Source organism: Kitasatospora brasiliensis, assembly GCF_032654805.1.
GTDB lineage: Bacteria > Actinomycetota > Actinomycetes > Streptomycetales > Streptomycetaceae > Kitasatospora > Kitasatospora brasiliensis.
The window spans coordinates 164,092-184,373 of record NZ_JAUOOW010000010.1; the positions used below are offsets into that span (position 1 = coordinate 164,092).

The following is a 20,282-nucleotide window of genomic DNA, read 5'->3' on the forward strand; positions in this document are numbered from 1 at the left end:
CCACCTCCACTCCTTCCGCTACTCCGGCTCCGTCCGCGCGTGACTCCGTGCCTTCGTCGTCCTCCTCTCCGGTGCTGCGCCTGGACGGCCTCGGCTGGGCCGTCCGCGGTGTGCCGATCGTCGAGGACGTCTCCTTCTCGGTCGGCGAAGGCGAGTTCATCGCCTTTATCGGACCCAACGGCGCCGGCAAGACCTCCCTCTTCAACCTGATCTCGGGCATCTACCCGGCGACCCAGGGCAGCCTCCACCTCGACGGCACCGACATCACCGTCGAGGCGGTGCACGCCAGGGCCCGCCGCGGGCTCGGCCGCACCTTCCAGACCTCCTCCCTTTGGCCGGGGATGACGGTCGCCGACCATGTCCGCCTGGCCGCCCAAGCGGCGGCCGGGCCGGGCGCCTCGTACCGGCTCTGGCGCCGCGCCGACCGCTACGAGCAGCAACTGGCCGACACCCTGGAACGCACCGACCTCACCCACCGCGCGGACACCCTGGCCAGTGCGCTCTCGCACGGCGAGAAACGCAAGCTGGAGCTGGCCGTCCTGCTGGTCTCCGAGCCCCGGCTGATCCTGCTGGACGAGCCGATGGCCGGTGTCAGCGCCGAGGAGGTGCCCGCCCTCACCGAGCTGATCCGTTCCGTGCACCGTGACCTGGGCCGGACCGTCCTGATGGTCGAGCACCACATGGACGTCCTGCTCGGCCTCGCCGACCGGCTCGCGGTGATGCACCACGGCACCCTGCTCGCCCTGGACACCCCCGAGGCTGTGATGGCCGACCCGACCGTGCAACAGGCCTACCTGGGTGAGGCGTTGTGACCTCCTCTCCGTTCTCCGCTCAGCGCCCTTCCGCTGCGGCGCACTCCGCCTCCTCGCAGCCGTCCGCTGCGTCGCCGTCCACTGCCGACCCTCTCCTTTCCGTTCGCGATCTGCGGGTGGTCATCGACGGGCTGCACATCCTGCACGGGGTCGACTTCGACGTCGCCCCCGCCGGGGTGACCGCCCTCCTGGGCCGCAACGGTGCCGGCAAGACCACCACCGTCAAGGCCGTCATGGGCCTGGTGCCACGCACCGGGAGCATCCGGCTCTCCGGTGCCGAACTCTCCTCCCTTCCCACGCATCTGGTCGTTCGTCATGGCATCGGCTACGCGCCCGAGGACCGGGGGATCTTCGCCGGCCTGACGGTCGCCGAGAACCTCCGCCTCGCCGAGCGCGCCGCCGGGGGCGGGGAAGGGGCCGGTGAGCCGAACTACGCGCTCGTCCACGAGCTCTTCCCCGAACTCAAGCAGCGGGCCGGACAGTTGGCCGGAACGCTCTCCGGTGGCCAGCAGCAGATGGTGGCGATCGGCCGGACGCTGCTCAACCGCAACCGGTTGATCATCGCCGACGAGCCCACCAAGGGCCTGGCCCCGAAGATCGTCGCCGAGGTGGCCGAGGTGCTGGCGCGTGCGGCCGAGGCCGTGCCCGTCCTGCTGGTCGAGCAGAACCTCGCCCTCGTCCGCCGGCTGGCCGGCACCTGCGCCGTCCTGGCCGACGGCCGTACCGCCCATCGCGGAGACACCGCAGAGCTGTTGGCCGACGAGGAGGCCGCCCGCCGCCTGCTCGGCGTCGGCTCCCGCCACCCGCTCGCCGGCGGGCCCCGGCCCGCCGTCTCCCCGGCCGCCCCCGTCGTCACCGCCGAGGTGAAGCCCTGATGGACACCGTCGTCCTCCTTTTCTGTACCGGACTCGGTCTCGGTGCGCTGTACTTCCTGGTCGCCTCCGGTCTGTCGCTGATCTTCGGTCTGATGGACGTGCTCAACTTCGCGCACGGCGCCCTGCTCTCCATCGGCGCCTACGCCACCTGGTGGGCCGGTGCCGAGGCGGGCCTCTCCTTCTGGCTCGCGGTGCCGTTCGGCACCCTGGTCGGGACGGCCGCCGCCGTCCTGCTGGAGCTCTTCCTGATCCGGCCGCTGTACAGCCGCCCGCGCGACCAGATCCTTGCCACCGTCGGGGTCGGGCTCGCCGTACCCGCCCTGCTGATGGGGATCTGGGGCGCGGACGCCCGCCCCTTCCCCCAGCCGGAGCTGCTGTCCGGCACCTGGCACGTGCTCGGTGCGACCGTCCCGGTCAACCGCTTCGTGCTGGTGGCTGCCGCCGCACTCCTGTTGCTCGCTCTTCGGTTGTTCCTCGCCCGCACCCGCTACGGGCTGATCGTTCGGGCCGGCGTCGAGGACCGGGCGATGGTCACGGCGCTCGGCATCGACGTCCGGAAGGCGTTCACCCTCGTCTTCGCCCTCGGTGGGGCCGCCGCCGCGCTCGGCGGTGCCCTCGGCGGCCTCTACTTCGGTTCGGTCAACCCCGGCCAGGGGACCGGCCTGCTCATCTTCGCCTTCGTCGTCGTGGTGATGGGCGGCATGGGCTCCGTGACCGGAGCCGCCGTCGCCTCGGTGGGCGTCGGCCTCGTCCAGCAGTTCGCCAACTACTACACCGGCGCCGGGCTCGGCGACCTCTCGGTCGTCGTCCTGCTCGCCGTGCTGCTTCTCGTCCGACCCCGTGGACTCACCGGGAGGCTCGCGTGAGCGCCGAAACACCGATCACGAGCACCGGTGGCCGCGAGGCCGACCGCAGCGCCGCCGCCACGGCAGGGGGGACTTGCACCAGCCCTGCCGTGACCACCATGTCAGCAGAGGGGACTGACACCAGCTCCACTGACACCGCCACTGTGGCAAGGGGGACTGACACCGGCCTTGCCGAGACCCATTGTGAACACAAGGCCGAGCCCGGCGCCATCCCTCGAACAGGTGATTCAGTCACTAATCGCTGGACAGGTGTGCACAGAGCGCTACGCTGGTGGCCGATCGCTCTGCTGATCACGCTCCTTGTCGCCCCCTATAGTGCACTTCCCCTCCCGGGACTGCTCGACGGCCCGCTCGGCAGCCCCGGAAGCCTCCAACTGCTCGCCCTGTGCCTGCTCTACGGCGGCCTCGCCACCGGCTACGACCTTCTGCTCGGCCGTACCGGACTGCTCTCCTTCGGCCACGCGCTCTACTTCGCGACGGGCCTGTACGCCACCGACCTCGGCATGCTGGAGCTGCAACTGCCCTTCGCCGCCGCCGCGGTGTTCGGCGTCGCCTGTTCCGTGCTGCTGGCCCTGCTGCTCGGCTCGGTCAGCCTGCGGGTCACCGGCATCGGCTTCTCCATGGTCACCCTCGCCTTCGCGCAGGCCGGCTCGATCCTCGTCCAGCGCAACCCCGGTGGCGTCACCGGCGGCGAGGAGGGCCGCTCCGCTCCGGCCGACCTGCTGCCCTCCGGCCTGCTCGGGATCGAGAACACCGCCAACCTCTACTGGATCGCCGTCGCCTACCTGGTGCTGACGGTCGCCGCCGTCCACTGGGCCGTCAAGTCGCCGATGGGCCGGGTCTGGGAGGGCATCAAGGAGAACGAGCGCCGGGTCGAGGTGCTCGGACTGCGGCCCTACGGCTACAAGTTGGTCGCCTTCGTGCTGGCCGGCGGGCTCGCCGGGCTGGGTGGGGTGGTCTACCTGCTGCTGACCGGTGGCGCCACCCCGCAGGCCGCCACCTCGGACGCCACGCTCGCGCTCCTGGTCATGGTCGTCCTCGGCGGCTCCGGCACCCGCTGGGGTCCGCTGCTCGGCGGGGTCCTCTACACCTGGGCCAGCCACCGGCTCGGCGACCTCGCCAACTCCTCGACCGTCGCCGACCTGCCCGGCGTGCTGAAGGTGCCGCTCTCCCAGCCCCTGTTCCTGCTGGGCGCCCTTTTCGTGGCCGTGGTCTACCTGCTGCCCGGCGGCCTGGCTAGACTGCCTGCCCGCATCCGCGCCGCCCGATCCGCCCGGTCCGTCCAGGCGTCGGCCGGCCTCGGAACCGCCCACCCCACCGGAGGTACCCCCGCGTGAGCCAGTCGCCGCTGAAGCCCGAGGAGTTGACCGTTCCCGTGCCCGGCGGGGACCTGGCCGTCCTGCGCTGGCCCGCCGACGACCCGCAGGCCCCGACGATCGTGGCGGTGCACGGCATCACCGCCAACGGCCTCGCCTGGTACGAGGTCGCCCGTCGGCTCGCCGGCCGGGCCACCCTGCTCGCACCCGACCTGCGGGGCCGCGGCGCCAGCCGCTCGGTCGCCGGACCGTACGGGCTGGCCCGGCACGCCGACGACGTGGCCGCGCTGATCGGCGCGCTCGGCTCGGGGCCCGTCACGGTGGTCGGCCACTCGATGGGGGCCTGGATCACCGCCCTCGCCGCCGTCCGGCACCCCGACCTGGTGCGCCGGGTCCTGTTGGTGGACGGAGCGGTGACCTTCCCGCTGCCGGAGGGCATCCGCGAGGAGGACGCCCTGTCGGCGGTGCTCGGCCCCGCGCTGGCCCGGCTCTCCATGACCTTCCCGGACCGGGACGCCTACCGGGAGTTCTGGCGCGGGCACCCCGCCTTCGTCGACGAATGGACCGACGGGATCGACGCCTACACCCAGCGCGACCTGGTCGGCGCGGAGCCCGAACTGCGCTCCTCCTGCGTACTGGAGGCCGTACAGACCGACGGGGCCCAGGTCCTGCTCGACCCGGACGCGGCCGGCGCCGTACACGGGCTGCCCTGCCCGGCCGAACTGCTCTGGGCCGAGCGCGGACTGCTCGACGAACCGCAGGGCCTCTACAACCACGAGCGCCTCGGGCTGGCCGGGCTGGACCCGGAGCGGGTGCCCGCCTCGCCGGTGCCGGACAGCAACCACTACTCGATCCTCTGGGGCGAGGCCGGGGCGGAGCACATCGTCCGCATCCTGCTCGCGGACGCCCTCACCGTCGGATAGCCGACCGGTCGGCGGGGCATTCCCCCGCCGACCCTCGCCGACCCTCGCCGACCGCCGCCGCCCCTGGTGTTCCGCCAGGGCGCCGGCCGCCGCCCGGCGCGTCAGCCCGCCGCGCCGAGGAAGCTCTGCCAGCCGCCCGCCGGCGCCTGGCCGACGTTGAGCGAGCGCAGCTTGCGCAGGGTGGACTGGTCCTGCACCTCAAGCCACTCGACCAGCTGCTTGAAGGAGACCAGCCGGACGTCGGGCTTGCCCGCGATGGCCTTCATGGCCTGCTCGACGGCGTCCATGTAGATGCCGCCGTTCCACTGCTCGAAGTGGTTGCCGACGAAGAACGGTGCGCGGTTGCTGTTGTACGCACGCTCGAAGCCCGCGATGTAGGAGTTCGCGGCCTGGGTGCGCCACTCGTCGTACATGGCCGGGTCGCCCTTGGTGCTGGCCTTGGACTGGTTGGCCAGGATGTTGTAGTCCATCGACAGGACCTGGAAGGTGTGCCCGGGGAACGGGATGGATTGCAGCGGGAAGTCCCAGACCTTGCCGTCCTGCACCTTCTGCGGCCATATTTGCAGGCCGCCCGCGGAGCTGGCGTCGTACTTCCAGCCCAGCTTGGCGATGGTCGGCAGCAGCGCCTTCTGTCCCTCCAGGCACGGGGTGCGACCGCCGATGAGCTCCTTCTTGTAGTCGAAGGGGAGCGGGTCGACGTCGGTGAAGCCGGTGTTGGTCCGCCACTGGGTGACGAAGCCGATCGCCTGGTCGATCTCGCTCTGCCAGTCCTCGGGGGTCCACATGTTGACCCCGTTCTTGTCCGGACGGCTGGAGCAGAAGTGCCCGTTGAAGTGGGTGCCGATCTCGTGCCCGGCCAGCCAGGCCTGGCTGATGAGCTTGAGGGTGCTCTTCACCGCACCGTCCGACAGATACGGGATGTCGGAGGCGCCGACCGAGTGCTTCGGCGGATGGTACAGGTCGGCCTTGCCCTTGGGCAGGGCGTAGATGCCCGAGAGGAAGAAGGTCATCGAGGCCTTGTACTGCTCCGCCAGCTTCAGGAAGCGGGGGAACTGGCCGTCCTCGGTGCCGCCCGCGCCGTCCCAGGAGAAGACCACGAACTGCGGCGGCTGCTCGCCCGGCTTGAGCTTCTCGGGCTTGGGCTGGTTCGGCTGCGGGCCGGTGTCCGCATTGGAACCGTCGCCGATCGGGGTGCCCTTGGGCACCACCGCCTGGGTGGGGTCGCCGGTGCTGTTCGGGGAGGTGCTCGCGCTGCCGGGAGCGGTGGACGCGGAGTCCTGACCCGAACCGGATCCGCCACTGGAGCACGCCGTGACCGCGCCGAGGGCCGCGGTCGCCGCCGTTGCACTGAGCACCGTCCTGCGCGAGATGCTGGTCATGGTCTCCCCTGGGTGCCGATGCCGGTGGTGAGGGCGGCCCGTGGCCGCACCGGTCAAATCGGGCAATTGATGAGTATTCCGCCGTTAGCATGTCATGTCGCCGCAGCGGCCACCAAGGTCGCCGAACGCTGACGACTGTCAACACGCCGGGCGCGTCCTGCTGGGCTGCGGACCTGCGTCAACTGTTTCTGTCCTGTGACGCTTCCCGCCCCGCACAGCCCGGTCAGTACGCTACCGCCGGTCGGTCGGATACCTGTCCGAGTTCGTCGGCATTGGGGCCGGTTGGTTGCCCTTTTGGGAAAACTTTTGCCCCTTGCTGGGCTGGGCGGTTTCGAGCCCGCCAGAAGCGGTGCCGGTCAGGGGGCGGGCCGGTAGGGGGCGGCCGTAGGGTGTGCCGTCGGGCAGACCGTCAGAGGGCGGCGAGCCGCCGGGTGCGGCGCACGACCCGCGCGATCGCGGTGCTGATGGCGGTCGCTGCCGCGCAGGAGACCACGAAGCTCAGCCAGGCGGTGTTGAACCAGTGGCTGTTCAGCCAGCCCAGGGTCACGATGTAGGCGGCCCAGATCAGCGCCGCCAGCGCCGACCAGTGCAGGAACCGGTGCGGGTGGGCGGGGGAGTGGCCGATGGCCAGGTCGAGGACGGTCCGCCCGGCCGGGACGAACCGCGCGATCACCACGATCGCGGCCGCCGCGCTGTGGGGGCGTTCGATCAGGGCCTGCTGGACCCGGGTCACGCTGGCCGCCAGCTTCGGCCGCCGGGCGAGCCGGCGGTGCAGCACCGGGGCGCCGCGCCGGGCCAGGTTGAGCAGCAGGAGATCGCCCAGGAAGGAGGCGACGGCCACGCCCAGCGCGAGCATCACGGGGGCGCCGTTGATCTGTGCGGTCTTGAGCACGGCCAGGATGACCAGCGTCCCGCTGGGGATGAAGGGGAGCAGGGCGTCTCCGAGCACGGCGAAGAGCGCCAGCGCGCAGATCCACGAGGATCCGGTCGCCGCCACGAAGTTCAAGGCCCTTTACTCCCTCCACGCCGCCCGAGGGAGCAGGTGGCTGCTGGGTCAACGCTAGCGCCTCGACTTTTCATGCCATGAAGCACCCCGGTCTGCCGGGGGCCACGGCCACCGGACCGGGCGGCGCCCGGAGCGCGGCGAATCCAGGCGAACGAGCCCCCGGGGGAGGTGCCGCGCCGAGGATTCGCAGTGATCGTCCGGAGCCGGTCCAGCCCGATGATCTCGCTGGTGGACTGCCGGTTCCGCGCGGTGGCCTGCCCGGTGGCCCGGCTCGGTGGCCCGTCCCTGGCCCCGGCCGGCTGGAGTCCGCCTCCGCCGCGAGGCCTGATGCCGGCGGCTTCCGGCGCCGGCGGGGATCGCCAATCGTGTTCGCCCGACGACTCTCCGTCAGGCGGGTGGCCGGTCGGACTTCCGCGCATCATGGCCGAAATACGCCCGGACCGTGGCCGAACGGCACCCGGGTGCGGGAACAGTGAGCCCCCGGCCGTGGTTGACCCCCGTCGGCACCAGCGACCGGCGGGGCCATCCGAGCCCGCACGGTCACCCACGAAGGCCGGCACAGCGACGGCCGGCCAAGGACAGCCAAGGACAGCCAGGAGGGCGGACGGCATGACCACCGAGGACCAGCAGGAGCACCGGACCGGGCCGACGGTCGGCCCGGCGATCCGGGGCACCGCCCGCGGGTCGGCACCCGCCCCGCTCTCGATCCTCGACCTGGCCACCGTCGGCGTCGGCCACACACCCGCCGAAGCCCTCGCCGCCACCACCGAGCTGGCCCGTAGGGCCGAGCAGTGGGGCTACCACCGCTTCTGGGTCGCCGAGCACCACGGCATGCCCGGGGTGGCCAGCTCGACCCCCGCCGTCCTGCTCGCCCACCTCGGGGCCAACACCACGACGCTGCGCCTCGGCTCCGGCGGCGTCATGCTCCCCAACCACGCCCCGCTGGCCGTCGCCGAGCAGTTCGGCCTGCTCGAAGCCCTGCATCCCGGGCGGATCGACCTCGGGCTCGGCCGCGCCCCCGGCACCGACCAGGCCACCGCCCGGGCCCTGCGCCGCGGCCTCACCGAAGGCGCCGACGAGTTCCCGCAGCAGCTCGCCGAGCTGACCCACTTCCTCGACGGCGACTTCCCGGACGGCCATCCGTACGCCCGGTTGACCGCCGTGCCCAAGGGCGAGGGCCGCCCGCCGATCTGGCTGCTCGGCTCCTCCGGCTTCAGTGCCCAACTGGCGGGCCGCCTCGGTCTCCCGTTCGCCTTCGCCCACCACTTCAGCAGCGCCAACACCGTCCCGGCGCTGGACCTCTACCGGTCGTCCTTCCGCCCCTCCGCCGTCCTCGCCGAGCCGTACTCGCTGATCGGGGTGAGCGCGGTAGCCGCCGACGACGAACCCTCGGCCCGCCGCCTCGCCCGCTCCGCCGCCCTCGGCATGCTCCGCCTGCGCCGCGGAAACCCCGGCCCGATCCCCACCCCGGAGGAGGCGGAACAGTACCCGTACAGCCCGGTCGAGGCGGACTTCATCGACAGCTGGCTCGACAACGTGGTGCTCGGCGAGCCGGGTCGGGTCGCGGACGGCCTGGAGGCCCTGCGCAAGCGGACCGGGGTGGACGAGCTGATGGTCACCTCGCACATCCACGGCCACGAGGCCCGCCTCCGCTCCTACGGCCTGATCGCCGAGGCGTACGGCCTGACGGCGACGAGCTGACAGCGACGGCACCTGACCGAGCCCGGGTCCGAGCCCGGGTCCGAGCCCGGGTCCGAGCCCGGGTCCGAGCCCGAGCCCGAGCCCGAGCCCAAGTCTGGGCTCCGGCCCAGGCCCAGGTCGCACGCCGGCAGGCTACCGGCCGTCGAGGCTGGTGGGCCGCCCTTCGCGGAGTATGGCGGCGACCCGGGCGGCTTCGCCGGGGCGGGCGAAGTACCAGCCCTGGGCGGTGTCGCAGCCGGTCAGGCGCAGGCGCTCGGCCTGGGCGGCACTCTCGATGCCCTCGGCGGTGACGGTCAGGCCGAGGGTGTGGGCGAGCTGGACCATGGCGCCGACGATCTGCTCGTCCGCGTCGCTGCGGCGGGAGCCGAGTTCGGGGCGGCCGGGGCGGTCCGTCGGGGCGGGCTCGCGGAAGCCCTCGATGAAGGTGCCGTCGAGCTTGAGCACGTGGACCGGGAGCCGGGAGAGGTAGGCCAGGTTGGAGTAGCCGGTGCCGAAGTCGTCGATCGCGATCCGCACGCCCATGTCCGCGAGTGCCTGGAGGGCTTGGAGGGGGCGGCCGCCGGGGCCGAGCAGGGCGCTCTCGGTGATCTCCAGCTGGAGGAGCCGGGCCGGCAGGCCGGTGCGTTCGAGGGCCCGGGCGACGTCGGCGACGATGTCGGAGTCCCAGATCTGGCGGGCGGCCAGGTTGACGCTCACGAAGGTCTCGGTCTCGGGGAACTCGGTGAGCCACTGCTTGGCCTGGCGGCAGGACTCCTCCAGCACCCAGGTGCCGAGCGGCACGATCGCGCCGGTCTCCTCGGCGAGCGGGATGAAGCGGTCCGGGGAGAGCGTCCCGTAGCGGGGGTGGCGCCAGCGGACCAGTGCCTCGGCGCCGTGCACGGCGCCGTCGGCCAGGCCGACCAGCGGCTGGTACTCGATGGTGAACTCGCCGCGTTCCAGGGCCGGGCGCAGGGAGGTGGCGAGCAGCTGCCGGGTGAGTTGGTGGGCGCCGCGGTCCGGGTCGTGGAGGGTCCAGCGGGCGCGGCCGTCGGCTTTGGACCAGTAGAGGGTGGCGTCGGCGTCCTTGACCAGGTCGGTCGGGGTGGTTTCGCGCACGGACCGCTCGACCACGCCCACGCTGGCGGTGATCACCAGCCGGTGCCCGGCGATGTCGAAGGGACGTTCCAGCGTTTCCAGGATCCGGTCGGCCAGCTCGGTCAGCTGCTCGCTGCCCAGGCTGTCGGTGACCAGGACGGCGAACTCGTCGCCGCCCATCCGGGCCACCAGGTGGGCGTCGTGCCCGTCGAGCCCGCGTCGCAGCCGGGTGGCGACGGCGATCAGCAGCTGGTCGCCGATGTGGTGGCCGAGTGCCTCGTTGATCGCCGCGAAGCCGTCGAGGTCCAGGTAGCAGACCCCCACCCGGCGTTCGTCCGGTGTCCCGGTCGGGGCCGGTCCGCCGGTCGGGGTGAGGCAGGCGGCGTCGAGCCGCTCGAAGAAGTAGGCCCGGTTGGGCAGCCGGGTCAGCGGGTCGTGCAGGGCCTGGTACTCCAGCCGGTCGCCGAGCTTGCGTTGCTCGGTGATGTCCTCCACCAGCGCGAGGGTGTAGAGCGGATCCCCGTCGCTGTCCCGGATCAGTGAGACGGTGACCTTGCTCCAGACGGTGTGGCCCGCGTGGTGCTTGAGCTGCTTCTCCACGCGGAACCGTTCCCGCTCCCCGCGGACGAGTTCGGCGAAGAGGCGGTCCGGCATGCCTTCGGGGTCGATGATCCCGTGCAGGTGGGTGCCGGCCAGTTCGCCGACGCCCCGTCCGATCAGGGCGGCGAAGGCGGGGTTGACCTCGATGATCCGGTCCTCGGGATCGATCAGGGCCATCCCGATGGTTGCGTCGCAGAAGGCGGCTCGGAACCGGGACTCGCCGGCCCGCAGCGCGTCCGGCGACCGGTGGGTGTCGCCGGTGAGCGGGGCCGAACAGGTGGGGCAGCGCTGCGGCTCGGGCTCGACCAGGGTCCTGCAGGCGCTGAGGGCGGGGGTGGCCGAGGCGGTGGGTCCCTCGGCGGATTCGGCGACGGCTCCGGCGACGGCTCCGGAGACGGTTCCGGTGGCAGGTCCCAGGACCGGCGGCGTGGCGAGGTGGCGGTGGCGTGGTGATTCCTCGTGCCGCACGACCGGGTGGTGTGCGTCGGCCCCCTCGTTCTGGCCCGGCACGGCATGCTCCCGTCCGCTGCTGACGCTTGACGATGGTTCGGCCGGCCGGTCGGGACCCGGCGGTCGGCTCCGCGCTCTGCCGCGGTCCTCGGAGTCGGTCCGCTGCGGGCCGCCCGCCGTTGGGCGGCGGAGCGCGGGACCCGCCTGAGGGACAGGGCGCTGCGGCCGATCATAGGCCGCGACGGCAACACGCGGTGACCGCCGCCAGGGTGATTCGCCCGCTTTGTGATCATGAATGGTGGTACGTGCAGACGCCCCCGGTGCACATCACATGATGTGCACCGGGGGCGCGTGCGCCGAAGCCACGCCCCTGGGCGCCGGTCGCGCGCCGGAAGTGGCGCGGAGCGGGCCGGGGGGTCGCAGGGCGGCCGGCCAAGCGGTGGAGAAAGGGGAGAGGAAGAGAGAAGAGGGGAGAAGAGGAGAGGAGCCGACTCAGGCCAGCGAGGCGGAGAGGGTGATGGTGGTGCCGGTCAGGGCCTGGCTGACCGGGCAGTTGGCCTTGGCGTCCTCGGCGGCCTTGAGGAAGCCGGCCTCGTCCAGGCCGGGGACGGTGCCGACGACGGTCAGGTGGATACCGGTGATGCCCTCGCCCGGCTGGAAGGTGACGTCGGCCCGGGTCTCCAGCTTGGTGGGCGGGGTGCCGGCGCCGGTCAGGCCGTGCGAGAGGGCCATCGAGAAACAGGCCGAGTGAGCGCCGGCGATGAGTTCCTCCGGGCTGGTCTTGCCGTTGGCCTGCTCGGCGCGGGACGGCCAGGAGACGGGGAACTCGCCGATCCCGGAGGAGGCGAAGGTCACCAGGCCCTTTCCGTTGAGGAGCTCGCCCTCCCAGGCGGTGTTTGCGGTACGGGTGGTTGCCACGATCGGTTCCTCCGATGCTGGGGAGTGTTCGAACGGTCACTTCCGGTTGTGCGCGACCCAGCCTACGGGCAGACCCGGCCCCGGCCCGGAGCGTCACGGCGCGGCGGTCGGCGGGAGGGGCGGTCGGCGGGAGTGCTCATCCCCCCGCCCGCCGTCCGGATCCTGGACGCTTCCGTCCTACGGTGCGGGGCCGGAGCAGGTGCCCTGTTAGATTTGCCCGGGCCCGAGCCCGGCCGCCGTAAGGTCGGGCGCCCCACCCAGACACCGGGAGCCGCCCCGATGACGGACCAGCCCACGACCCCCGAGACCGGCCTGCCCGAGGGGATCGACGACGTGGTACGGACCGAGCTGACCAGCCTCCGCGAGAGCATCGACAACATCGACGCCGCGGTGGTCCACATGCTGGCCGAGCGTTTCAAGGCGACCCAGCGGGTGGGCCGGCTCAAGGCCGAGCACAAGCTGCCGCCGGCCGACCCGGCGCGCGAGCGGGACCAGATCAAGCGGCTTCGGGAGCTGGCGGCGGGGGCGAAGCTGGACCCGGTCTTCGCGGAGAAGTTCCTGAACTTCATCATCGCCGAGGTCATCCGCCACCACGAGGCCATCGCCCGCTCCTGAGGCCGGCGGGCCCAAGCCGGAGCCCGAGGCCAGGGAGCCCCAAGCCGGAGCCCGAGGCCAGAGCCGGGAGCCATGGCCCGGAGCGCGCGCCCGCGGCCCGCTTCCGAACCCGTCCCGAAGCCCGCTCCCGAGACCCGCGCCTGAGGCCCGTTCCACAAGGCCGGTGTCGGCGGCGGCTAAATGCCCGATTTCGTCAGGCTCCATGGTTGGCGTAGCGTGCAGATTTCCCCAGCCGGAGAGGTGGAGCAGCGACGATGGCGGTGAACCTGCCCGAAACGCCCAGTGGAGCCCCCAACGCTTCCGCCGACCAGCACGCCGTCCCCGGCGCCGCGTACGGCCCGGAGTCCGGCGGTCCCGAGGCGTCCGGCGGCCCGGAGTCCGGCGGTCCCGCGATCTCCGGCGGCCGTGCCGAGGCCCGTCGTGCCCGCGGTTCGCGCGGACGCAAGGCCGGGAGCTCGGCCCGGCGCCCCCGGCCGTGGTGGATCGAGCTGCCGGTCATGGCGGCGGTCGGTCTGCTGGTCGCGCTGCTGATCAAGACCTGTCTGTTCCAGGTGTTCACCATCCCGTCCGGCTCGATGGAGAACACCCTGCGGATCGGCGACCGGGTCGGGGTGAACAAGCTGGCGCCGCTGACCGGCTGGGAGCCGGAGCCGGGGCAGCCGGTGGTGTTCAAGGACCCGGGCGGCTGGCTGCCGCCGCAGCCCACCGACCCGAACCCGTTCACCGACACCGTGAGCTCGGTGCTCAGCTTCGTCGGCCTGGTGCCGCCGAAGGACGACAACTACCTGGTCAAGCGGGTCATCGCGACTGGCGGCCAGACCGTGCAGTGCGAGGGCAGCACGTTGACGGTCGACGGGCGGAAGGTCGACGAGCCGTACCTGCACCCCGGGGACGACTCCTGCGCCGGGCTGGACTTCGGGCCGGTGAAGGTGCCCTCGGGTTACGTCTGGGTCGAGGGCGACCACCGCAGCGATTCGGCGGACTCCCGCTACCACCAGCACGGCCCGGGTGGTGGCGCCGTGCCGGTGGACAACGTGGTCGGCCCGGTGTCGGCCGTCGTGTGGCCGCTCAATCACCTCGACTGGTTCGGCTGGACCGGCCGCTGACGTCGGCCACCTCGGCCACGTCCACCGCCGCCTCCGCGGCCACCGGAACCCCCGCCCCCGGAACTCCCGCCCCCGCAACCTCGGCCTCCGCGGGCTTGCCGGCCTGCGCCGCGAAGGCGCCGGCCAGCACCAGCAGACCGCCCGCGATCTGCGGCAGCCCGAGGTGCTCGCCGAGCAGCACCCACGCCGTCACGGTGGCGACCACCGCCTCCAGGTTGGCGACCACCCCGGCGATCGGCGGCGAGAGGTAGCCGACCGAGATCACACCGGTCAGGTAGGCGAGCACGGTCGCGACCAGGACCATCCACGCGGCCGGGAGGAGCGCGGGCAGGGTGTGCCCGTTCATCACCACCGATCCGCCGAGTTTGCCCCAGTCGGCCTGCCACGGCCGGGTGACGACGGTGAGCAGCACGGAGCCGATGAGCAGCCCGTACGCGCTGACGGCCAGCGGGTCGACCGGGCGGTCACCGTGCCGTCCGGCGTCGGCGAGCACGAAGTAGCCGACCTGGCAGCAGGCCGCGCCGAGGGCGAACAGCACGCCCAGCGCGTCGAAGCTCAGGCCGTTCCAGACCTCGACCACGCAGGCCAGTCCGGCCACCGCGACGCCGGCGCCGATGGCCGCGCCGCGGGTGATCGGCTTGCGCTGGACGAACTTGACGTAGCCGATCAGCAGCGGCGGCCCGAGGTACTCGATGAGCAGCGCGACGCCGACCGGGATGCGGGAGATCGCCGCGAAGTAGCAGGCCTGGACGCCGGCCACGGCGAGCAGGCCGAAGCCGAGCAGCAGGCCGGGTCGGCGGCGCAGGGCGTCCCGGTGCCGGTAGGCGACGGGCAGGAGTGCCACCGCCGCGCCGGTGACCCGGAGCCACACCACGTGCAGGGGGGAGAGGCCGGCCTCTATCAGAGGCTTGGCCGCGGTGCCGGATCCGCCGAAGGCGAAGGCGGAGACCAGCGCGAGGCTGAGGCCGAGGGTTCTGCCCGAGGGGAGGGTGGGCGAGGCCGTTGATCTGTGCACGGCCGCATTCTGGCAGTCAAGCCGATGATCGGGTAAGGCGTCATTCCGTCATTTGGTCCTGCCCGCGACTGTGCGGAGTGACGCACTCACCCGATCCCTGAACGAGCCCCGAGACAAGCTCCCGAACGAGCCCCCGGGTCAGCCCCCGGACCCCGCCGAGGCGCCCGCCCCCGTGAGTACGTCCGAACCGCCGCCGCCGCCGGTTCCGGTGCCGGTGCCGCCACCGGTGCCACTGCCGCCACCGCTTCCGGTGCCGCCGCTACCGCTGCCGGTTCCACTGCCGCTGCCGCTACCACTGCCGCCGCCGGTTCCGCTGCCGCCGCCAGAGCCGTTGCCGCCCGGCTTCGAGCCCGAACCCCCGTTCGGATCGGTGGGCTGCGTCGGCCGCGAGGTGGGCCGGGTGGGCTGGGTGGTCGGCGGAGCCGGCGGTTCGGTGACGGCGCCGCCGCCGGTGCCGCCCGACGGGGCGTTCGAGCCCTCGCTCGGCGCCGTCGGGCCGGTGCTCGGCGTCGGGGCGGGGGCGGTCGACGGGGTGCCGCTCGGCGTGTTCGGTGCGGTCGGCAGGTCGGCGGCACCCGAGGAGTCGCCGGCGGCCGGGAGCGCGAAGTCGCTCACCGGCTGGCCCTTGAGCGCGGCCTTCATGTAGCTGGTCCAGATCTGGGCCGGGTACTGGCCGCCGGCCGCGCCGTCGATGCCGCCGACGCCGCTCAGGCTGACCTGAGCGCCGGTGCCCGGGTCCTGGCCGAACAGGGCGACCGAGGTGACCAGCTCGGGGGTGTAGCCCACGAACCAGACCGACTTCTGGTCATCGGTGGTGCCGGTCTTGCCCGCCGCCGGTCGGCCCAGCGCCTTGGCTCGCCAGCCGGTGCCGCCCGGGTCGCTCACCACGCCTTGGAGCATCGAGGTGACCTTGTCGGCGGTGTCCGAGCTGATCGCCTGGGTGGTCTTGTGCGCGGGCAGCGCGACGTTCTCGCCTTCGCGGTCCACCGACTGCACCAGCCACGGGGTGATCTGCTTGCCGCCGTTGTCCAGCGTGGCGTACACGCCCGCCATGTCGAGCACGCTCGGGGTGGCCGTGCCCAGCGGGATGGACGGGACGGTGTCGAGCCCCGGGGTGTTGCCGGGCAGGCCCAGCGCGATGCCGGTGTCCTTGACCTTCTGGAGCCCGGTGTCCTGCGCGAGCTGCGCGAACGCGGAGTTGACCGACCAGTCGGTGGCCTGCTGGAGGGTGATCTGGCCGTAGCTCTTGTCGCCCTCGTTCGGCGGCGCGTACGGGGTGCCCTTGCCGCCGCGGACCTTCCGGCCGCTGGTGCCGTCGTAGACCGTGTACGGCGTGACGGTGCGGCCTTCCTGGGTCTTGGCGTTGTTCTCGAAGGCGGCCGCCAGGCCGATCGCCTTGAAGGTCGAGCCGGCCTGGTAGTCGCGCCGGGTGGCGTTGTCGACGTAGTGCTTCACGTAGTCGACGCCGCCGTACAGGGCGACGACCGCGCCGGTCTTCGGGTCCACGGAGGCGGCGCCGGCCTGGGCGACCGCGTCCTTCTTCCGCTTGTCCGGGTTCAGGGTGTCGTGCAGCTGGGCCTGGACGGAGTCCTGGAGGGCCTTCTGGCGGGTCGGGTCGATGCTCAGCTTGATCGTGTAACCGCCCTTGGCCAGCTCGGTCTCGCTGATCACGCCGCTGGCGGTGAGGTACTGGGTGGCCGCGTCGACCAGGTAGCCGGCCTGGCCGGACAGGCCCGGGTTGGGCTGCGGGTCCCGGACCTCCGGGAAGGTGGTCTTGGCCCGCTCCTCGGCGGAGAGCCAACCCTCCTTGACCATGCCGTCGAGCACGTAGTTCCAGCGGTTGACGGCGTTCTGCTTGCCCGCCGCGGTGGCGGTGGCCACGTCGTAGGCGCTCGGGGCGTTCAGCAGGGTGGCCAGGTAGGCGCCCTGGGCGGCGTTGAGCGCGGACGCGTCGACGCCGAAGTACGCCTGGGCGGCGGCCTGGATGCCGTAGGCGCCGCGGCCGTAGTAGGAGGTGTTCAGGTAGCCGGAGAGGATCTCGTCCTTGCTCTCGGTGGCGTCCACCTTGATCGCGATGAACAGTTCCTTCACCTTGCGGGTGACCGACTGCTTCTGGTTCAGGTACGTGTTCTTCACGTACTGCTGAGTGATGGTGGAGCCGCCCTGGGTGCCCTGCCCCTTGGCGGTGTTGATCGCGGCCCGGGCCAGGCCCTGGACGTTGATCGCGCCCTCGTTGTAGAAGTTGCGGTCCTCGGCGGCCAGCGAGGCGTGCTGGGCGGCGGGGGAGACCTTGTCCAGGGTGACGTTCTGCCGGTTGGTCTGGCCGGTGCGGGTGAGCACCGAGCCGTCCGAGTAGAGCCAGGTGTTGCTCTGGGCGGTCGCGGCGGCGTGCGCGTCCGGGACCTTCACCAGCGCGATGCCCAGGGCGAACAGCCCGATGCCGAGCAGCAGCGCGGAGCCGAAGCCGACCAGGGTCATCCGCCAGGTGGGTATCAGCCGGCGCCAGCCGGTGCGCTTGGGGCGGCGCGGCTTCTTGCCGCCGGACCCGCCCGACCCGCCGGCCGGGCCGGTGGAGCGCTTGAGCCGTTTGACCGGCCGGAGACTGATCGACGGCGTGCGACGGCCGCTCTGAGCGTTACTGGACAAGGCGCGGCCTTTCCTGCGGGCGCATCCAAGCGGCCTGCACGGACGGGGACATCGGCGGTTGGGGACCTTTGTCCCGATTCCGGTTTTACTGCCCTGGACGAGCAGAACGGGCCGGATGACTCCGGCGGATCGCCAATCGAGACCGACATCACACGCAAAACGGACGTCGGAGGCCAAAAAGTCGGGGAGCCCCTCGCTGTTGCGAGAGGCTCCCCGACTGTCTGTGCGCCGCCAGGGACTCGAACCCCGGACCCGCTGATTAAGAGTCAGCTGCTCTAACCAACTGAGCTAGCGGCGCCTGCTGACCTGGAAAACAATACACGGTTCCGAGGGGTGCCTCGAACCGCCTCCGGCCACCCAGGTCGCCGCCGCCCGATCCGTCCCTTTCCTTCCGGTTGGGATGGAGTTCGCCGCTGGTTAGGGTGGAACGGTGCCCAGCTCCCGGCGGACGACGGTCGCCACCCTGCTGCTGCTCAGCGCCGTGGCGTACACCGCGTGGGTGCTGGAGGTCGTGCTGAGCACCGGACTCGACCCGGTGCAGGCGTACATCAGCGAACTCGCGGCCGAGGACCAGCCGCTGGGCGGCCTGTTCCGGGCCACCGACCTGGCCGCCGGACTCTGCCTGCTCGCCGCCGCCGCGACCGCGCTCACCGGCGGTTCCGACCTCAGCGATGGTTCCGACCGCACCGGCGGTTCCGATCGCACCGGAAGTTCCGCTCGCGTCACTCGCGCCACCGCTCGGGCCGGGGCCTCCCGGCGGAGCCGCTGGGCCCTGGCCGGCTGGTCCGCGCTGGCCCTGTTCGGCGCCGCGACCGCCGCCGACTCCCGGCTGCCGCTGAGCTGCGCCCCCACCAGCGACGAGATGTGCGCCGCCCGGGAGACCGCCGGGCTCGTCCCCGCCACCCACACCGCGCACGCCGTCACCAGCAGCCTCGCCATGGCCGGCGCGCTCACCGCGCTGGTCACCCTCACCGTGGCCGCCCGGCGTCACCGCTGGTGGCCGCCGGTGCGCCGGTTCGGGCCCTGGCTGCTGGGCGCCGAACTGCTCGCCACCGGCTGGAGCCTCGCCTCGATCGCCGCCTTCCAGGCCGGTCGCGGCACCTGGGCGCTCGGCGCCGGGCAGCGGCTCCAGGTGCTGCTGGTGGCGCTCTGGCTCGGCCTGCTGGCCCTGGGCGTCGCCCGCTCGAACCGCCCGAACCCGCCGGACGGACCGTACACGCCGGAAGAAGAACCCGAGCCGCTCGCGGAACGGAGGCCGGTATGAGCACGCCCGGACCGGAGGGCGGCACCCCGGTGCGCTTCCTGCGCATCGACGGCGTCCCGCTGCACGTCCGCGTCGAGGGCAGCGGCCCGGTCTGCCTGCTCTCCGGCGGCCTCGGCAGCAGCTGGTTCGACTGGGACCTGGTCGTCCCCTTTCTGACTCCCTACCGCACCGTGGTCCGCTTCGACCGCCCCGGTTACGGGCTGAGCGCCGCCGAACCCGCCACCGGCCGGCCCGCGCCGACGGCGGCCGGCGAGGCCGGGCGAATACGGGCGGTGCTGGACGGCCTCGGGCTGCGCGAGCCCTGCACGGTGGTCGGCCACTCGCTCGCGGGCTTCCACGCGGAGGCCTTCGCCCGGCTGCACCCCGAGCGGACGGCCGGGCTGGTGCTGGTGGACGGCAGCGCGGAACCGGCGGCCCGGCCGTACCCGGCGCCCGCCGCCCGCGACCTGGCGGCCCGGGCGGCGGCCGGCCTCGCCACCGCCCTCGCCGTGCCCTACCTGCTCGGTCCGACCGTCCGCCGGACCACGGCCCGGCTGTCCACCGTCCGCCGCGAGGACCTCGCCCCGGCGCCGCTGGTCCGGCACTGCTACCGCACGAGCCGGGCCCTGCGCGCCCTGCTGCGGGAGAACGGCCGCTACCTCGACACGGCCGCCGAGCTGGACGAGCTGCGCCGCACCCGGCCGCTGGCCGAGGACCTGCCGGTCACCGTGCTGGCCGCCGACGACGGCTGCCACAGCCGGCGCACCGAGGAGTGGCTGGCCCGGCAGCGGGAGCTGGCGGCGCTGCTCGGGGCCGATTTCCGCACCACCGCCCCCGCCGGACACCTGGTGATGTTCGACCGCCCCGACGCGGTGGCCTCGGCGGTGCTCGACACCGGCTGAGCGGCGCGGACCGGCGGTCACCCGCTCGCGGCCGAGGAGCGCGCCGCCACCACCCGCTTCACGGCGTGGGCGATCGGCAGGCTCCGGGCCAGGTGCCGCACGGCGTGTCGGGTCGGGGCGCCGGCCGCTCCCCGGTAGAGCCGGTTCTCCAGCCGGGCCGCCCCGATCAGCCCGGCCAGCTGCCAGTCCCGTTCCTCCGCCGGAGTGGTCGGGCCGAGGGTGCCGGTCCGGGCCAGGGTCGCCGCCACCCGTTCGGCGATCAGCGCCCCGGCGTCCGGCCGGACGGCGGTCCAGCGGCGGTAGGGCAGCCCGAGGAAGCGGCGGGTCCGGACGGCGAGTGCCCCCTGCTCGGTGAGCCGGTCCAGGAAGTACCGCTGGGCCCGGTGGTGCGGCATCCTGCGCAGCGCGTGCTCGATGGTGGTGTGGCGCCGGCTCTTGCCCGCGCGGGCCAGCTCGGCCAGCACTCCGGCGGCGAGCTCGTCGTGGTCGCCCAGCGGCTGGAAACCGGTGATCCGGTGGTTGTCGACGGTGATCGCGCCCCGGAGCTGGAGTTCGGCGAGGACCGCGCCGGTGAGCGCGGTGGGCAGGGCGGTGGTGGGGACCCGCAGCCGGCCGTGGACCGGTTCGGCGCAGAGCAGCAGCAGCTCTTCGGCCAACGGGCGGGGCGGGGCGCTGTTCGCGTTCATACCGGGAGGCATACCCGGGCCCGAAACGACCTCAGGCCGCCCACTGGAGTGGACGGCCTGAGACCTTGCCATGTGCGCCGCCAGGGACTCGAACCCCGGACCCGCTGATTAAGAGTCAGCTGCTCTAACCAACTGAGCTAGCGGCGCTT

General features: G+C 72.8%; 17 protein-coding genes and 2 tRNA genes. 10 read left to right on the forward strand and 9 right to left on the reverse strand.

Features of this window, described 5'->3' with window-relative positions:
• The first annotated feature begins 47 nt into the window (after positions 1 to 47).
• The 5 genes from QWJ13_RS32370 to QWJ13_RS32390 all read left to right on the forward strand — a co-directional run bounded on the left by QWJ13_RS32370 (position 48) and on the right by QWJ13_RS32390 (position 4,792).
• Positions 48 to 812: an ABC transporter ATP-binding protein gene (locus tag QWJ13_RS32370; protein ID WP_432277645.1), complete on the forward strand. Its 765-nt coding sequence runs from the start codon at positions 48 to 50 to the stop codon at positions 810 to 812.
• Positions 813 to 928: 116 nt separating this feature from the next.
• The gene (locus QWJ13_RS32375) at positions 929 to 1,687 is read left to right on the forward strand and encodes an ABC transporter ATP-binding protein (protein ID WP_316529065.1); all 759 of its coding nucleotides are present in this window, start codon (positions 929 to 931) and stop codon (positions 1,685 to 1,687) included.
• On the forward strand, positions 1,687 to 2,553 hold the full coding sequence (locus tag QWJ13_RS32380) for a branched-chain amino acid ABC transporter permease (RefSeq protein ID WP_316529067.1): 867 nt from the start codon (positions 1,687 to 1,689) through the stop codon (positions 2,551 to 2,553). Before QWJ13_RS32375 ends, QWJ13_RS32380 begins: the two co-directional genes overlap by 1 nt.
• A 209-nt stretch (positions 2,554 to 2,762) precedes the next feature.
• On the forward strand, positions 2,763 to 3,890 hold the full coding sequence (locus QWJ13_RS32385; RefSeq protein ID WP_432277650.1) for a branched-chain amino acid ABC transporter permease: 1,128 nt from the start codon (positions 2,763 to 2,765) through the stop codon (positions 3,888 to 3,890).
• On the forward strand, positions 3,887 to 4,792 hold the full coding sequence (locus tag QWJ13_RS32390; protein WP_316529070.1) for an alpha/beta fold hydrolase: 906 nt from the start codon (positions 3,887 to 3,889) through the stop codon (positions 4,790 to 4,792). The genes QWJ13_RS32385 and QWJ13_RS32390 overlap by 4 nt, the downstream gene beginning before the upstream one ends.
• Positions 4,793 to 4,893: 101 nt before the next feature.
• On the opposite strand, the gene QWJ13_RS32395 is transcribed toward QWJ13_RS32390, so the two are convergent.
• Positions 4,894 to 6,171, reverse strand: coding sequence for a polysaccharide deacetylase family protein (locus tag QWJ13_RS32395; RefSeq protein WP_316529072.1), 1,278 nt, complete (start codon positions 6,169 to 6,171; stop codon positions 4,894 to 4,896).
• Between the two features lie 409 nt (positions 6,172 to 6,580).
• Positions 6,581 to 7,168: a DedA family protein gene (locus QWJ13_RS32400; protein WP_316529268.1), complete on the reverse strand. Its 588-nt coding sequence runs from the start codon at positions 7,166 to 7,168 to the stop codon at positions 6,581 to 6,583.
• A 618-nt stretch (positions 7,169 to 7,786) separates the two neighbouring features.
• Here QWJ13_RS32400 and QWJ13_RS32405 point away from each other — a divergent pair.
• On the forward strand, positions 7,787 to 8,878 hold the full coding sequence (locus tag QWJ13_RS32405; RefSeq protein ID WP_316529073.1) for an LLM class flavin-dependent oxidoreductase: 1,092 nt from the start codon (positions 7,787 to 7,789) through the stop codon (positions 8,876 to 8,878).
• A 132-nt stretch (positions 8,879 to 9,010) separates the two neighbouring features.
• On the opposite strand, the gene QWJ13_RS32410 is transcribed toward QWJ13_RS32405, so the two are convergent.
• Both QWJ13_RS32410 and QWJ13_RS32415 read right to left on the reverse strand, forming a co-directional pair.
• Positions 9,011 to 11,062 (reverse strand): putative bifunctional diguanylate cyclase/phosphodiesterase, encoded by a 2,052-nt coding sequence (locus tag QWJ13_RS32410; RefSeq protein WP_316529075.1) that lies wholly within the window; start codon positions 11,060 to 11,062, stop codon positions 9,011 to 9,013.
• Between the two features lie 432 nt (positions 11,063 to 11,494).
• On the reverse strand, positions 11,495 to 11,920 hold the full coding sequence (locus QWJ13_RS32415; RefSeq protein WP_316529077.1) for an OsmC family protein: 426 nt from the start codon (positions 11,918 to 11,920) through the stop codon (positions 11,495 to 11,497).
• 279 nt (positions 11,921 to 12,199) lie between these two features.
• On the opposite strand from QWJ13_RS32415, the gene QWJ13_RS32420 reads away from it, so the two are divergent.
• Positions 12,200 to 12,535, forward strand: coding sequence for a chorismate mutase (locus QWJ13_RS32420; RefSeq protein ID WP_316529079.1), 336 nt, complete (start codon positions 12,200 to 12,202; stop codon positions 12,533 to 12,535).
• 254 nt (positions 12,536 to 12,789) lie between these two features.
• The gene (gene lepB / locus QWJ13_RS32425; protein ID WP_316529081.1) at positions 12,790 to 13,641 is read left to right on the forward strand and encodes a signal peptidase I; all 852 of its coding nucleotides are present in this window, start codon (positions 12,790 to 12,792) and stop codon (positions 13,639 to 13,641) included.
• Here lepB and QWJ13_RS32430 read toward each other — a convergent pair.
• The 3 genes from QWJ13_RS32430 to QWJ13_RS32440 all read right to left on the reverse strand — a co-directional run bounded on the left by QWJ13_RS32430 (position 13,604) and on the right by QWJ13_RS32440 (position 17,600).
• A complete protein-coding gene (locus QWJ13_RS32430) occupies positions 13,604 to 14,656 on the reverse strand; it encodes an EamA family transporter (protein ID WP_316529083.1) in 1,053 nt (350 codons plus the stop codon). The two genes, lepB and QWJ13_RS32430, sit on opposite strands and share 38 nt — an antisense overlap.
• 138 nt (positions 14,657 to 14,794) lie before the next feature.
• Positions 14,795 to 17,302, reverse strand: coding sequence for a transglycosylase domain-containing protein (locus QWJ13_RS32435; protein ID WP_316529084.1), 2,508 nt, complete (start codon positions 17,300 to 17,302; stop codon positions 14,795 to 14,797).
• 224 nt (positions 17,303 to 17,526) lie between these two features.
• Positions 17,527 to 17,600, reverse strand: a tRNA-Lys gene (locus QWJ13_RS32440).
• Positions 17,601 to 17,732: 132 nt separating this feature from the next.
• On the opposite strand from QWJ13_RS32440, the gene QWJ13_RS32445 reads away from it, so the two are divergent.
• The gene (locus QWJ13_RS32445) at positions 17,733 to 18,566 is read left to right on the forward strand and encodes a DUF998 domain-containing protein (protein ID WP_316529086.1); all 834 of its coding nucleotides are present in this window, start codon (positions 17,733 to 17,735) and stop codon (positions 18,564 to 18,566) included.
• On the forward strand, positions 18,563 to 19,447 hold the full coding sequence (locus QWJ13_RS32450) for an alpha/beta fold hydrolase (RefSeq protein ID WP_316529088.1): 885 nt from the start codon (positions 18,563 to 18,565) through the stop codon (positions 19,445 to 19,447). The genes QWJ13_RS32445 and QWJ13_RS32450 overlap by 4 nt, the downstream gene beginning before the upstream one ends.
• A 17-nt stretch (positions 19,448 to 19,464) precedes the next feature.
• On the opposite strand, the gene QWJ13_RS32455 is transcribed toward QWJ13_RS32450, so the two are convergent.
• Complete coding sequence (locus tag QWJ13_RS32455) at positions 19,465 to 20,133, reverse strand: GOLPH3/VPS74 family protein (protein WP_316529090.1); 669 nt, start codon at positions 20,131 to 20,133, stop codon at positions 19,465 to 19,467.
• A gap of 73 nt (positions 20,134 to 20,206) precedes the next feature.
• A tRNA-Lys gene (locus QWJ13_RS32460) sits at positions 20,207 to 20,280 on the reverse strand.
• Between the last annotated feature and the right edge of the window lie 2 nt (positions 20,281 to 20,282).

Bases quoted from the DNA above. Each gene is read 5' to 3' on its own strand.
- QWJ13_RS32450 (WP_316529088.1), top strand. From the start codon at position 18,563: ATGAGCACGCCCGGACCGGAGGGCGGCACCCCGGTGCGCTTCCTGCGC.
- lepB (WP_316529081.1), top strand. From the start codon at position 12,790: ATGGCGGTGAACCTGCCCGAAACGCCCAGTGGAGCCCCCAACGCTTCC.
- QWJ13_RS32455 (WP_316529090.1), bottom strand. From the start codon at position 20,133: ATGAACGCGAACAGCGCCCCGCCCCGCCCGTTGGCCGAAGAGCTGCTG.
- QWJ13_RS32420 (WP_316529079.1), top strand. From the start codon at position 12,200: ATGACGGACCAGCCCACGACCCCCGAGACCGGCCTGCCCGAGGGGATC.
- QWJ13_RS32405 (WP_316529073.1), top strand. From the start codon at position 7,787: ATGACCACCGAGGACCAGCAGGAGCACCGGACCGGGCCGACGGTCGGC.
- QWJ13_RS32380 (WP_316529067.1), top strand. From the start codon at position 1,687: ATGGACACCGTCGTCCTCCTTTTCTGTACCGGACTCGGTCTCGGTGCG.
- QWJ13_RS32395 (WP_316529072.1), bottom strand. From the start codon at position 6,171: ATGACCAGCATCTCGCGCAGGACGGTGCTCAGTGCAACGGCGGCGACC.